This is a genomic window from Nocardiopsis sp. iso_237 (assembly GCF_056173345.1).
In genome coordinates this window covers 90,864-104,115 of sequence record NZ_CM149669.1, presented here as the reverse complement: position 1 = coordinate 104,115, position 13,252 = coordinate 90,864, and the positions used below count along the sequence as shown (strand labels likewise).

Here is a 13,252-nt window from a genome sequence, read left to right as displayed (position 1 = left end):
CGGTCGTTGTCTGCGGTCAACGTACCCAGGGGCACCGACAGTCGACGGCTACCCGCGGTTGGGGCGCAGGGTCCACAGCACGGTCATCCGGCCCGTCACGGTGCCGTCGTCGGTGCGCAGCTCGATCTCCACCGGGAACTCGGGGCGCCTGCCCTCGTCCAGCTCGGCGACGACGTCCTCCCGCGACCGGCCCAGCGCAGCCTCGGCGGTCACGTCGCCCATGGCGAGCTTGAGGTAGTTGATCTCGGCGCTGACCGCCAGCGGTACGGCGCGCTCCAGCTGGTCCCCGAAGGTGCCGATCACGATGGCTCCCGAGGCCGACTCGGCCAGAGTGAACATGGCGCCCGCGTGCGGGCCGCCCACGTGGTTGTGGTGGTCGGCGTTGTCGGGCAGCCGCATGACGGCGCGCCCGTGGTCCAGGTCGGTGAAGGTCACACCCAGCGTGCGCGCGAAGGGAACCGAGGCCAGGAACCCGGACTTGACCATCTCCGCCGTCTCGGCGTCCATTTTCTGCATACCCCCAAGGTTACTCACGAGTAACCCCGGTGCGCCACCCCCGGCCGACCCCGAATACTCCCGCGAACCCGTCCCCGCCGTGGGCTACCATGTCTGGCGGAGAGGGCTCCTCTCCCCGGGAGGGTTCGCATAGCGGCCGAGTGCAGTGCTCTTGAAAAGCACCAAGTCCTTGACGGGGCTTCATGGGTTCAAATCCCATACCCTCCGCAGAATCCGGAAGTTTGCCCAGGTGGGAGGCTTCCACGGAACACGGCGAAGGCCGGTGGGCCCGGGCCGGTGCACATTCAGTGCACACGGTCCACAGGCCACCGGCCTTCGGTGTATCCGGGGTCGTCCCCGTTGGATCGGTCGAGGAGGGGGATCACGCGGCCAGCGCGGCGAGGCGAGCGACGTCCATTGCTTCGGCGACCTCGTCCAGGCGGTCCGGGAACAGGTGCCCGTACCGGTCCAGGGTCATCGTGGCCGTGGCGTGCCCGAGCATCGACTGCACCACCTTCACGTCCGCCCCGGAGGCGATGGCGAGCGAGGCGGCTGTGTGCCGGAGTTTGTGCGGAGTGAGCCCCATGCCCGCCAGACCGTCCGCCTTCACCGCGTTGCCGAACTCCCGGTAACGCCAGTTACGAATGCGCAGCGGCGCACCCCGACGAGTCGTGAACACCAGTTCGTCAGGGTCGCGCCCTTCCAGGAGCGGCCGTAGTTCGGGCACCAGAGAGGGAGGGACGGGCACCGTGCGGGGCTTGCCCGACTTCGGGGTCTGTTCGATGAGTTCACCCTCCACTTCAGCGAAGGCCACCACCACCCGCACCCGACGCCGCTCCAGGTCCACGCGCCCCACCCGCAGGGGCAGCAGCCTCGTTGAACCGCAGACCCGTGTAGGCCAACAGCAGGATCAGCGCACGGTTGACCGGAGCGCTTGAGACGATCTGCCCGTACTGGGTGCGCAGCCCGCCAGCGGCGTTGGCCAGAGTCTCCACCTGGACGTGGTCGAGGTAGACGTGTTCGGCCTCGGAGGGCTTGGGCAGCGGAACACCCTTGGCCGGGTTGTAGGGGATGCGCCGGGGCACGCACCAGCCGAGCACCATCGACAGCACGACGTGCGTGTGCCTGGTCTGTGAGGCCCCGAGGTTCGATCCGCCCTCGTCCTGCGGCTTCTGAAGCCGGGCCACCCACACGGCGATGTCCTCCCCGTGGATTGCCGAGAGCGGTTGCTCTCCCCAGCGCGGAAGCACGTGGTTGTCGAGCACGGCCCGGTACTGCCACCAGGTGGACCGCTTGATGTCAGTCCGGGTACTCAGCCACTTCTCAGCCATCTGCCCAAGGGTGACCTTCGCGGCCGAGGGGTCCCGGTAAGAGCCTTCGTGCAGGCTGTTCTCGATCTCGGTCTGCCGCTTCTCGGCGTCCGGCTTCTTCTTGTAGGTGCCAGCGCTTTTGATCTTCCCGGAGGGGTCGTAGTAGCGGACCATCCACCGGGCGGGAGGGGTGCGTTTGGCAGCCTTGGCCTTTCGTACGGCTTCGGTGTACGCCTTGTCCTTGGTGCGGTCGTAGACCCAGGCACGGGCCATAGTCAGTCTCCTTGGGGGTTACCGGGTTCGGACCCAGGCGTGGACCTCAGAGGGCATGTAGCGCACGTACCGGCCGATGCGGTGGGAGGGAGGCCCGTCGCCCTTGTAGCGCCACTCGTAGAGGGTCTTGGGAGGCACGCGGAGGTAGGCGGCGGTGTCCTTGACCGACCACAGCACCTCGTCTGTCCGGGGCCGGGGAACGGTTTGAGTGGCGCCAGCGGTTCTCATGCGGCCCTCGTCTCGGTGGTTGCCGAAAGATCGTTCTGCCGTGCGGCGTCGAGCTGGGAACGGCGTTTGAGCGCTTCACCCACGGCCCGCAGCAGGCGTTGCTCTCGGGGTGCCACGTCCGGATCGGTGGGACCCGCGAGTTCCCAGGCGAAGTCACCGGAGTTGACCGAGGTCAGCACCGAGGTACGCGGGTTACTTTCGTCGCCCTGGCCCTCGTTGGCGGGATCGACACCGAGCGCGTCCAGGACCCAAGCCAGCCGGTCCGCCTTGTGATCGGCCAGGGTCTTGCCGGACCACTTCCGGGAGACCAGGACGCGGCGTCCGGCGTATCCGAGGTGTTCGCGTCGGTGGGCTTTGGAGCGGCAGAACCCGGGGCGCTGACCGGCTTTGGGGTCTTGGGGTTGGAGGCCGTACCGGAGCCAGTTCGAGCAACGGGGAGAGCACGGCTCGAATCGGAGTGCTTCCATGAGTCGATCCACGTGCTGTTCCTGCCGAACCGTTTCGGCCGCGTGGCAGTCAGCGATGTCCTTGGTCAGGTACTTGGCCAGGTAGCGCACGCACCGGGCGGCGTCCTCGGTACCGGCCACGACCCCTTTGGCGTCGACCTGCTTTCCGAACCGCACCACGTGGAACGGTTCCGGGTCTGGTTGGTCGTCGATCTCGTCCAGCGCCTCATCCCAAGTTGGGAGAACTTCCCCCGTGGCAGGGTCGAGGTAGGTGGCGTTGTCCGCATCCCACACCGGCAGGGTCTCCCCTTCGAAACGAACCGTGTCAGCGGAAGGCCACCACACCTGGTGGTAGGTCGCGGCGGCGATCTGGCGCAGCTCAGCCCGGGGCAGGGTTCCGCGTGTGGCCATGTGCAGATGCGGGGCCAACCTGCGCTGCGGCTCCACGGCCGCGAAGTACTGGACGTCGAACCCGGCGACCCGGCGCAGGTTCTGCACGAACCGGTCCACGAGCTTGGAGAAGTGCAACGTGTCCCGGGCGGCCCGCCGGTAGTTGTAAGTGGAGAAGTCCACCGGGGTGCCGTCCGAGCGCACCCGCCCGTAGGAGTCCAGGGTCAGGGTCAGGAACAGGGAAGGTCGGAACACCTTCCCCGAGGCAGAGTCAGTGAAGGCCCGCCCGACGGTCTTCCTCGTCATGGGTCGCTTGGGCAGATCCGGGGCGTCCTGACGCCTCTTGGTGGAGCGAACCCGACGCGGACCCGACTCAGCAGACTTCGAGCGGGTGACCGAGCCCCGTAGGCCGGAAGCGGTGATCTCCTCGTCCAGGTCCGCGATCACAGCGTCCAGGGCTGCGAGCTGTTCAGGAGCGGCGCCCCCGGTCGCGGCGAGCCGGTCGCGTTCGGCGGTGACCATGGCCCGCTGCTCCACCCACGCTTGTTGTTGTTCTGTGGGTGGGTCGGGTTCCACGACGGGTTCGACCGCGAGGTGCCAGCCCTCTTCACACTGGGATCGGCGCAGGGACCGCTTCCTCTTCGCACAGGCCGGGCACCGCGATTCCAGCGTGGACCCGCACGGGACGTCGATCACCTCAGTCCGCCCAGTGCCGATATCGGTACGCCGAAGAGAGACCGGTCGGATGCACACCCCGTGGTCGGCGGCGACCTGTTCGGCCACCTCACGGGCCAGGGGTTGCGCGAGGCGTTCGGCCCGGGTGGACTTACCGGTAGGAGTCGGCATCAGCGCCACCCCCACGACCACAGAGCGGGAGCCCCCACCCCATGAAACGCAAGGCACCGTTCGGTGTCTACCTGGCCACCGCCTGCACCCTCGGCGTGTGGGGCGTCATCGGGTTCGTGTTCGACTTCCTGCCACCGAGCGCGATCGTGCAGCTCCTGACCTTCTGCGCCGTTTTCCTCGTATTGCTCTTTGTCACGTACAGGATTGAGCGGAAGAGGTCTCGAACGCATCAGGCCTCCCCACCGCCGGAGGAACGCGAGAAACCCTCCGCGTAGCCGTCTGCCATAGCGGTGATGTCGGTATCCGAGACGAACGCGGCCCGCACCCGCACCGGGGACGGTGAGGTCTCCAAGCGGACGTAGGCCACCCCGGGAAAAGCGGGATCGATCAGGTGCGCCTCTGCCCCGCGTTCCCTGGCCCCTTCACCGAGGACCATGTCCACCTGCGATGCCTCATCCAGCCTCAGGGCGATCTTGTCCGGGAACAGGTTGCGCAGGTTCATGACCTCCTTACGGGGGTCCTGCAACGCGGCCAGCACGCAGAACCCCACCGAGCGTCCTTGTGAGGTCAGGGTGGTGCGCGTAGGGGCCGCGCAAGAGGTTGTAGGCACGGGGGTCGCCACTGTCCATCACGATCGGTTCCGGCGCGGGCCACAATTCCACCCGCGCAGGCGGAGGCAGGTGGACCGCCCGGGGTCCAGTCCGGTGATGCCTTCCCCGTGGTTTCGGTCGTATCAGAGTCACCAGAGCCCGAATCAGGGCGATAAGGTCGCTCACGTCAGCCTGCTTTCTCAGGTTGGCCGCGCCCCCGGACGCCTTGCCCGCGTCGCGGGGGTCACTTGTCGATAAACCGCCTTGCAGCGTGGCGAAGAATCAGCCACGTGCGGCTTGAGTGGTTCTCAGGAATGCGTTCCGGTTCCCCGACATGCGGTGCAGGGCTCGATGCGCATCGCCGACTGCTGGGTTCCGGCGGAGCGCACGACCACGAGGCGCCGTGAACGGACGGTCTTGTACCCCCGCCCTCGACAGGACTTGCACCTCTTCGAGGCTGTGACTGCATCCACCAAGCACGCTCCCGTGAACCGGAGGCACCCGCACCGCTTGAGCAGAGAGGCACCGCTCATCCAAGACCCAACCCATATGCATGAGAACAACCCATGCACTCATGTATATGAGTAGTGCCATAAGGGTGCCTCACTCATGTACATGAGTCAGCCCTGTTTGGCGAAGTCCCTGATCAGCTTCCCCGACCACCTACGTCAGTCGGTGGCCGGAATCCTGTAGTCGAGCACGAACTGATCGGCAGCCATGATCGTGTCGCAGACCTCCACCACGCGCCCGGCCTCTGTCACAGCGTTTCGGGTCAGGTGGATCACCGGAGCGCCGGGGCTCAGCGCGAGTGCACTCGATTCCTGCTTGGTGGCCAGCCGGGCCCGGACAGTCTCGATGTACTCCGCGAACTCGTGCCCGTGTTCCTCCAGACGGGCGTAGATGCCACCACCGCCGGGGTTATCCTCGAAGAGTTCGGGTATGTCCCGCGCGACGTCCCACGGCAGGTAGGACGTAGCTTCCTCGGTGGGTGTGCCATCGGAGAAGTAGAGCCGTCGACGAGCGAGCACCTTGTCCCCCTCATTCACGCCCAGGCGCTCAGCGATACCAGCGGGGGCGAGAACGGGACCGATGGAGATCACCTGGACGGTGGGCTTGACTCCGGCCTGTTCGGTCTCCGCGATGTAGGCGGCTTTGCCCGCACGTCGGTGCGAACGCCGGAAGCGGTCCGAGGACTTGCGGGTCACCGGAGGGCGCGATTTCACGAAGGAGCCCTTGCCCTGGTGGGTCTCCACGAGCCCGATAGCCCGGAGTTGGGCAACCGCCTTGCGGACCGTGCCCGACGAGACTCCGTAGCGCTCTATCAGTGCGGTCTCACTCGGAATCTCCTCAGCAGGAGCCAGAGCCCCGCCCTTGATCTGCTCTTCGATGTCGTCCGCGATCTGGAGATACCGGGGCTTCGCAGACCGCGCCCCTACAGTGCTCGCCATAGTCCTTCTATGCCTCCTATGCTCATGTACATGAGTAACAGCACCGGAGACAAGCCGTCAACGCCGCTGCACTCCGTGTCCGTCGCAGGAGCGGTCATCCGTGAAGACGGGCGGATGTTGGTAATCAAGCGCAGGGACAACGGCAACTGGGAGCCACCGGGCGGAGTCCTGGAGTTGGATGAGACCCCGCAGGAAGGGGTTGTCCGCGAAGTATTGGAAGAAACCGGCGTCCACGTCGAGGTGGAACAGCTCACGGGCGTCTACAAGAACATGGCCCGCGGAATCGTCGCCCTTGTCTTCCGCTGCAAGCCATCCGGAGGCGAAGCGCGGGTCACATCAGAAGCGACCGTCGTCGAATGGCTAACACCCGACGAGGTCAAGAAGCAGATGAGAGAAGTTTACGCGACCCGCCTTCTAGATGCGCTTGAGACGAACTCACCCCATATTCGCAGCCATGATGGCACGCGAATCAAACGCGAGAATTAATTAGGCAACTTGTACCAAAATCCCAAACCCCTGAACTTCAACAACCGCAAGAACCAGAACTGTCACTGGACAATTCGGCTCCACAAAACCCACTTAAGCCAAATTAAACATCATTGACAATTGAGAAATGGGCCTCTGTTTCTATATTCGACTTGACGACATTAACCTGAGATCTATCTAAGAAGGTCTCCTTCGCCGATCAGAATCTGCTCTGCAATAAGCCTAACCAAAGGTATCTCTCTAGCCAAATCTCCATCATCCCTAAAAGGGAGGAACCTAGGCTTGCTGCCTTCTTTTGCATGAACTAGAGCATTCCTTGTATCATAGACTCTCTTCGCCACTCCATCCAAAATCTTCTTCTTGTCGCCTCCCGAAAAAGGAATTACAGCACCCTTGGAGAACGGCACTATAGAATTTTCATAGTATTCGACCAAAGAACCTTCGACTTTCATCACATCATCTTTCAGTTTATCCAGGTCTACATATTTAGCCAATACTAGAGCGAGGGCCTTGGCCTCATTTCCTCCCCCATCTTCACGCCGCTGACGACCAGCTCTTTCGATTTTTTTGACCAATGATTGGATATCTGTTTTCCGCTTCAAGGAGAAGGCTGGGCTCGATATCTCATCTCTAGCCATATCCACTACATGTTCAGAGAACACTTGCTCAAAGAAATGCTCCATTATCTGATAATAGGACACAAACTCCAGAAAGGGATTCTCTGCTGCAATCGCCAACTGGTAATTATGGACAAGGATCTTATTGTATGACCTGAGAGGCGCCTCCATCGTCGCGTCAGATCCACCTCTGCGAAGCCCGACGAACCTCCCTGAACGCAGCAGGTAATCGAACCCATGTGACGGCATGACAGCCACATCAAAAGCATACGCCATTTGGAAGAAGAAGGAGTTCGCAAAGTCATAGAAAGCTTCATGCGAACGAGCTTTATCCGCCGCAATTCGCAAGGTCTTAGTTCCCCCATGGGGAATAAAGTAGACATTACTTTCCCCAGGGACGATCAATTTACTCCGCGCAGCCCCCATGCGCAAAGCCGTAGGCTGATCCAAAAATGACCTCGGCCGCTGCCCACTACTTTCAAAATAACTTATCTTATACAAAAGATAAGCCAGACTCGGCTCCCCAAATTCGTACACCAAGCCGTTTTCTTTGTCCGATATAGGCTCTTCTGAGAACAATCTAGATGCAGCTCCTACAAACCGAGAGTGCACCCTTGTGTGTATCTCACACGAACTCTTCCAAAAGAGATCACTATCGTTCGAACTTCCCACCAACCCAAGGGAGTGAATGCACTCCTCATACTCCTCCCGGGTTAAGCTGAAGACCTTTTCATCTGCGTTATTAAATATTTCCATTTCACCCTCCCCGCATTCGAAGCGAAGAGGAACAACTCTTTCTACTTCAAACCTCTTTTTAGGGTAATAGAATCTCTTCATCATATCACAAAATTCGCCCCAAGTTATGATATCGATCATCATTCTCCCCAGTGAATACATTGCCGAATTAAGCTGTATTGAATCAAGGTGACGGCGCGAGCGCCGTCGCAGTGGCCAGCGGCCTCCGCTCGGGCTGCGGGCTGACGCCCGGTCCCGAGCGCACGGCCACGCGGCCGCACGCCAAAAGCACCTCTCGGACAGGTCCGAGACTGAGCGGGGACCAGAACTGACCGAGAACACCATGGTGACCCAGGACACTGGGATCTGTCAGGGGATTAGGTCCCAACGCTCCTTGTCAGCATCCGTGAGCAGCACGTAGCCGAGCACTGGCAGTACCAGGGGGCTCGCGCCCCCATGGACCCCCCGAGCCCACGCGGAACCTGGCGCGACACCGGACGTGCGGAAGCCTCGGCCGACCGCGCCAGAACCCGCGCGGGACCGAACCGTGGTTGCAGCCTCCTGGGTAACCGACGCGACTTCCTCTGCTCGATCATGGCCACCCGGAGCCCACCCCCAGCGATGCATATTCAGTGCACATGGCTCTGCGAAGTCCCCAGAACCCATGGGAAGCCCTCGAAACGTCAGCGCAGGTCAAAAAGCCATTCGTCGCTTTGTCGACAGGTCGTTAGGGTCCCCCGGTGCAACGGGGCTTCATGGGTTCAAATCCCATACCCTCCGCAGAAGAGAAGGCCGGTGGGCTGGTCCGCAGGGACCAGCCCACCGGCCTTCGCCGTTGCCGGGACCCCCGCGCCGAGGGGGATCCGGACCAGGACACCGGGTCGCTCCCGCGCTATCTTTCTGTCCCAGTCTCCGGCCAGAAGGAGAGCCAGTGAGAGACCGCGTCCTTCCCGTCTCGACCACGGGATCGATGGTGCTGCTCCTGTTCGGGGCGGTCTCCGTCAGCGTCCTCGTCCACTGGGTGTTCGACCCACCGACCTGGGTCGTGGGAGTGACCGTCGGCGCTCTGTGCGGCACCGGGACCACCTTCATCGTGAACAGGGCGGTGTCCCCGGCGCGCGGGGAGGGCACCGGCAATCCGAGCACCGATCAGACCACACACCAGCGAACGGAATGACCTGATGGCCGAGTCCGACTCCCCCGTGGCGGCGCCGCTCACCCTGTTCATCGCGATGGTGGTCTCCATGCTCGCCGTCGGCGTCCCCCTGGGCCTCCTCACCGCATGGCCCCCCTGGGTCTACGGAGCCGTGGCCGGTGGGGTGGGCGGACTCGCGGGCCCGCTCGTCACCCGATGGATCGTGGCCAGACGGGCGCACCGCCAGGAAGACCGGTAGGCACCTGTCGCTTTGTCGACAGATCGCCACCGGGGGGTTTGGGGCGGCTCTGGTTCGGTATGCCGGAGGGTGACCGGTTCGACACCGGTGACACACACGGAAGTTCGGGGTGAGGACGATCGGAACAGCCAGACAGAAGATCCTGTGGGTCACCCTCGGGATCGTCTTCACGGCCGGTGCCCTGGCCGTGCTGGTACCCAGCCTGGGCGGGTCCTGGACCGTCTACTTCTTCATGCTGGCGCCGTTCGTGGTGAGCGGCGTCTGGGTCCTGGCCAGCGGCGGCTCCCGAAGGTCCGAGGTGGAGAGCTAGGGGCGGCCCTGGGGCCGCCCCTTCGCTAGTCGTCCTCGTCGGCGTGCTTGGGGAGCACCACCACGGGGATCTTCGCGTGGTGCAGCACGCCCTGGCTCACGGAGCCCAGCAGGAGCCCTCGGATGGTGCCCCGGCCACGGGAACCCACGACGATGGCGTCGGCCCCCTCGGCGGCCTCCAGGATCGCGTCGACCGGCCCTGCCTGGGTCCGCACCACGGTGACCTCGATGTTCACGTCCTCGCGCTGCTCGTCCATGGCCTCGGCCAGGAGTTCGGCGACGAGCTCCTCGGACTGCTTCTCGAAGATGTTCTCCTGCGGCTGGTGCCCGGCCGCCGTCATCGCGATCGGGTCGTACGGGTAGGGGACCTCCCAGCTGTTGACCACGACCAGCTCACCGTCGGTCTCGGCCGCCAGGTCCACCGCCAGGCCCAGGGCGCGTCGGGAGGGGTTGGACCCGTCGACCCCGACGACGATCCGCTCCAGCTTCGTGGTGGCGGGATGGCCCCTGCCGTCCGAGGGGACCACCACCACGGGGCACGGGGCCTGCGCGGACACGCGCACGCTCACGGAACCCACGAACATCGACGCGAAGGCGCCCAGGCCACGGGTGCCCAGCACGATGAGGTCGTGGGGGTGGCTGTCCCGGATCATCGCCAGCGGCGCCTCCTCCAGGGCGGTGATCGTCTCGACCCGCGCGGACGGCTGCTTCTCACTGATCAGCTCGACGGCCTCCGTGAGGACCGTGGTGGCCTGCCCGGAGATCTCGTCGGTGGGCTCGAACCGGTTCGGCCCGCCGTAGGCGGACACGATCAGCGGCATCCCCAGCGCGTGCACCACGTGGAGCTCGGCGTCCCGGCGCACGGCCTCGGCCGCCGCCCATTCGAGGGCCGCCCGTGAGTGGCTCGATCCGTCCGCCCCCACGACCACCCTGCCGGGACGTTCGTGTCTGCTTGACATGGTTCCCCCTAGAGACGAGTTCCCTCTGTTCACCATCATCACCGAGTCGGGCGCGAACACACGTGAACGGCACAGGGAATCAGTCGTCGGAGTGCGGCGGGAGCACCGCGACGGGGCCGTGCGCCCGGCTCAGGACCCCCTGGCTGGTGGAGCCCATCACCAGGCCCCGCACACCTCCGCGCCCTCGGGAGCCCACCACGATCAGGTCCGCGCCCTCACCGGCCTCCAGGAGGGCGTCCACCGGGTCGGCCTGCATCCGGACCGCGCTGATCTCCAGGGCCTGGGTCCGGTCGTCGATCACCTCGGCCAGCACCCCGGCGACCACCTCCTCGGACTGGCGGTCGAACATCTCCTCGTGACCGTCGGTGCGGTCCTCCGGTAGCGGCACCTCCCAGCTGTTGACCACCACCACCTCCGCGTCCGTGGTCAACGCGTGCTCCAGGGCGAAGCGCAGCGCCCGGCGCGAGGACTCCGAGCCGTCCACCCCGACCACCAGCCTGCCCCTCGGTTCCGGGGCCGCCTCGGGGACGACCACCACCGGGCAGGGGGCGTGGGAGGAGGTGCGCAGGCTCACCGAGCCGAGCATGATCGCCCGCACCGCGCCCAGCCCCCGGGAGCCGACGACGATGACGTCACCGTGCCGGGCCTCGTCGAGCAGGACCTCCGGGGCGTCCTCCGAGGCGATCACCGTGGCCACGTCCACCTCGGGGTGGACTCCGCGGGCGTACTCGGCGCTCTCGGTGAGCAGCGCGTGCCCGGCCTCCCGGACCTCGTCGCCGGACTGGTACCGCTCCGACGAGGGAATGGTCCCCATCACGACGGGCAGGCCGAGGCCGTGCACGATCCTCAGCTGCCGCCCGTACCCGGCGGCGGTGTCCGCCGCCCAGGCCAGCGCCGCTCTCGCGATCGGTGAGCCGTCCACCCCCGCGATGACCGCTGGCGGGCGTTCCTGTGCGTTCATGTCCACCTCTTCCCCTCACCTCCATTGTCGGGACCGGGCGGCGGTAAACCGGCGAGGGAGGGCCCGCGCGTCCTCTCAGCGCGCGAAGGCCTCCCCCACGTTCGCGGCCAGTTGCAGATAGGCGTCCCTGGTCGCGGGGGCGAGCTGTTCCAGGTCGACCTCCGCTCCCTCCTCCAGGTGACCGTCCCAGGGCACCCGCACGACGGACCGGCAGCGTCCGGCGAAGTGCTCCTCCAGCCGGTTGAGGTCCACGCTGCTCTTGCTGTTGGAGCGGACCATGGACAGCACCACGGCGGCGCCGCGCACCAGTCCCCCGTGCCCGTGGGCGTCCAGCCAGTCGAGGGTGGCGCTGGCGCTGCGCGCCCCGTCCACGGAGGCCGAGCTCACCAGCACCACCTGGTCGGCCAGGCCGAGCACCCCGCGCATGGCGGCGTGCAGCAGTCCCGTGCCGCAGTCGGTGATGCAGATGGAGTAGAAGTGCTCGACGATCCGGGCCACCTCGCGGTAGTCGGCGTCGCTGAACGCCTCCGAGACCGCCGGGTCGCGGTCGGAGGCGAGGATCTCCAGTCGGCTGGGCGACTGGGAGGTGAAGCCGCGGATGTCCGCGTAGCGCGACACCAGGTGGCGTTCGTTGAGCAGGTCGCGGATGGTGGCCGCGGTCTCCAGGCGCACCTTGTCCGAGAGCGTGCCCCGGTCGGGGTTGGCGTCGACCGCGAGGACCCGGTCCCCGCGCAGCGAGGCCAGCGTCGCGCCCAGGGCGACCGTGGTGGTGGTCTTGCCGACCCCGCCCTTGAGGCTGAGGACCGCCACCCGGTGGTGTCCGGAGGCGACCGGCGTGCTGGCGCGGGCCACGAGTTCGCGTTCGCGCAGCACCTTGGGGGACTCGCCCGGGTTGATCAGGCCGAGGCTGGCGCTGTGCACGGCCCGGCGCCACCCGCCGGTGGGGCCGTAGCGACGGTTGCGGACGAGGGTGGCGGCACTGAGGGAGTCGGAGGTCTCCCCATGGTCGGCGGGGGTCGCGGGCAGGCGGGCCGGTGCCTGGCTCCCGCTCCACGGCTGGGCCGCGGGCCCGGTTTCGCGAGGCCCGGTGTCACGGGGCCCGGTGTCACGGGGCCCGGTCAGGGAGGCTGGCGGGGCGGGGGGTTCCGGCGCCGTCCAGAGCCCCGGCGGCCCCCACTGCGGGTTCGCCGCCCTCGGAGAGTCGGCCTCCGGGACCGGGGCGGGACCGGCCCAGGGCCCCGCAGGCTCCCGCTCCGGGGGTTCGGCGCGCTCCGCCTCCAGCGGCGGCAGCTGTTCGGGTTCGGGCACGTCGGAGTCGCCGGGGATCCCGCGCGGCGCCAACGGGTCCCGCTCCTCCGTCGGCCCCCCGAGGCGCTGGGGGCGCTGGGGTCGGCGTTCCTCCTGCCACGGGCCGGAGGGCCGGGGCCGCCGGTCGCGGGCGCCCGGGAACAGCCGGACCGTGTCGCCGGGCTCCTCCGCGGGATCGTCCGGCGCGTCGTCCTCCGGCGCCGGTGCCCGGAAGGCCGTGCCGGGGGTCGGCGGCGGCGTGTCCTCGGGAAGGCGCGCGTACGGCGGCGGGGGCGGCGCCGCGCCCTCGAACCCGCCGAACCACTGCTCCCTGGGAGTGGGCGCGGGCGAACCCGGTGCGTCCTCGACCTCCGCCGAGTCGTCGGTCCCGTGCCAGTCCGTCCGCTCGTGCGGCTCCGGCTCGGCTGCCGACCCGTTCTGTTCCTGCTGTGCCACCGGGGCTCTCCTGCGTCGAGGG

Annotated in this window: 14 protein-coding genes, 1 tRNA gene and 1 pseudogene; 5 read left to right on the top strand and 11 right to left on the bottom strand. The window is 66.2% G+C overall.

Annotation, left to right across the window (positions count from 1 at the left end):
* Positions 1 to 48: 48 nt before the first annotated feature.
* A complete protein-coding gene (locus AC0VYM_RS00470; protein WP_475462894.1) occupies positions 49 to 507 on the bottom strand; it encodes a DUF4442 domain-containing protein in 459 nt (152 codons plus the stop codon).
* A 127-nt stretch (positions 508 to 634) separates the two neighbouring features.
* On the opposite strand from AC0VYM_RS00470, the gene AC0VYM_RS00465 reads away from it, so the two are divergent.
* Positions 635 to 723, top strand: a tRNA-Ser gene (locus tag AC0VYM_RS00465).
* Between the two features lie 154 nt (positions 724 to 877).
* Here AC0VYM_RS00465 and AC0VYM_RS00460 read toward each other — a convergent pair.
* The 6 genes and pseudogenes from AC0VYM_RS00460 to AC0VYM_RS00435 form a co-directional block, all read right to left on the bottom strand.
* Positions 878 to 1,309, bottom strand: coding sequence for a tyrosine-type recombinase/integrase (locus AC0VYM_RS00460; RefSeq protein ID WP_475457686.1), 432 nt, complete (start codon positions 1,307 to 1,309; stop codon positions 878 to 880).
* Positions 1,296 to 2,078, bottom strand: a complete 783-nt coding sequence (locus tag AC0VYM_RS00455) for a tyrosine-type recombinase/integrase (protein ID WP_475457684.1) — start codon at positions 2,076 to 2,078, stop codon at positions 1,296 to 1,298. The genes AC0VYM_RS00460 and AC0VYM_RS00455 overlap by 14 nt, the downstream gene beginning before the upstream one ends.
* Before the next feature lie 18 nt (positions 2,079 to 2,096).
* The gene (locus tag AC0VYM_RS00450; protein WP_475457682.1) at positions 2,097 to 2,306 is read right to left on the bottom strand and encodes a helix-turn-helix transcriptional regulator; all 210 of its coding nucleotides are present in this window, start codon (positions 2,304 to 2,306) and stop codon (positions 2,097 to 2,099) included.
* Positions 2,303 to 3,988, bottom strand: coding sequence for a replication initiator (locus tag AC0VYM_RS00445; RefSeq protein ID WP_475457680.1), 1,686 nt, complete (start codon positions 3,986 to 3,988; stop codon positions 2,303 to 2,305). The genes AC0VYM_RS00450 and AC0VYM_RS00445 overlap by 4 nt, the downstream gene beginning before the upstream one ends.
* A gap of 229 nt (positions 3,989 to 4,217) precedes the next feature.
* A pseudogene (locus AC0VYM_RS00440) lies at positions 4,218 to 4,562 on the bottom strand (cell division protein FtsK); the annotation flags it as partial.
* Between the two features lie 684 nt (positions 4,563 to 5,246).
* Positions 5,247 to 6,026 carry a GntR family transcriptional regulator gene (locus AC0VYM_RS00435; protein WP_475457678.1) on the bottom strand — a complete coding sequence of 260 codons (780 nt, stop codon included), beginning with the start codon at positions 6,024 to 6,026 and terminating at the stop codon, positions 5,247 to 5,249.
* A 24-nt stretch (positions 6,027 to 6,050) separates the two neighbouring features.
* Between AC0VYM_RS00435 and AC0VYM_RS00430 the strand changes: the two genes are divergently transcribed.
* On the top strand, positions 6,051 to 6,512 hold the full coding sequence (locus AC0VYM_RS00430) for an NUDIX hydrolase (protein WP_475462893.1): 462 nt from the start codon (positions 6,051 to 6,053) through the stop codon (positions 6,510 to 6,512).
* A gap of 173 nt (positions 6,513 to 6,685) precedes the next feature.
* Here the strand turns inward: AC0VYM_RS00430 and AC0VYM_RS00425 are convergent, their stop codons facing one another.
* Positions 6,686 to 8,008, bottom strand: coding sequence for a hypothetical protein (locus AC0VYM_RS00425; RefSeq protein WP_475457677.1), 1,323 nt, complete (start codon positions 8,006 to 8,008; stop codon positions 6,686 to 6,688).
* A gap of 787 nt (positions 8,009 to 8,795) precedes the next feature.
* Between AC0VYM_RS00425 and AC0VYM_RS00420 the strand changes: the two genes are divergently transcribed.
* From AC0VYM_RS00420 to AC0VYM_RS00410, 3 genes are all read left to right on the top strand, one after another.
* Positions 8,796 to 9,041, top strand: a complete 246-nt coding sequence (locus AC0VYM_RS00420) for a hypothetical protein (RefSeq protein ID WP_475457675.1) — start codon at positions 8,796 to 8,798, stop codon at positions 9,039 to 9,041.
* Between the two features lie 4 nt (positions 9,042 to 9,045).
* Positions 9,046 to 9,258: a hypothetical protein gene (locus AC0VYM_RS00415; RefSeq protein ID WP_475457674.1), complete on the top strand. Its 213-nt coding sequence runs from the start codon at positions 9,046 to 9,048 to the stop codon at positions 9,256 to 9,258.
* 109 nt (positions 9,259 to 9,367) lie between these two features.
* The gene (locus AC0VYM_RS00410) at positions 9,368 to 9,568 is read left to right on the top strand and encodes a hypothetical protein (protein ID WP_475457673.1); all 201 of its coding nucleotides are present in this window, start codon (positions 9,368 to 9,370) and stop codon (positions 9,566 to 9,568) included.
* Between the two features lie 25 nt (positions 9,569 to 9,593).
* On the opposite strand, the gene AC0VYM_RS00405 is transcribed toward AC0VYM_RS00410, so the two are convergent.
* The 3 genes from AC0VYM_RS00405 to AC0VYM_RS00395 form a co-directional block, all read right to left on the bottom strand.
* Positions 9,594 to 10,526: a universal stress protein gene (locus tag AC0VYM_RS00405; protein ID WP_475457672.1), complete on the bottom strand. Its 933-nt coding sequence runs from the start codon at positions 10,524 to 10,526 to the stop codon at positions 9,594 to 9,596.
* Between the two features lie 79 nt (positions 10,527 to 10,605).
* Complete coding sequence (locus tag AC0VYM_RS00400) at positions 10,606 to 11,487, bottom strand: universal stress protein (protein ID WP_475457671.1); 882 nt, start codon at positions 11,485 to 11,487, stop codon at positions 10,606 to 10,608.
* Between the two features lie 75 nt (positions 11,488 to 11,562).
* A complete protein-coding gene (locus AC0VYM_RS00395; RefSeq protein WP_475457670.1) occupies positions 11,563 to 13,230 on the bottom strand; it encodes a MinD/ParA family ATP-binding protein in 1,668 nt (555 codons plus the stop codon).
* Positions 13,231 to 13,252 lie beyond the last annotated feature (22 nt).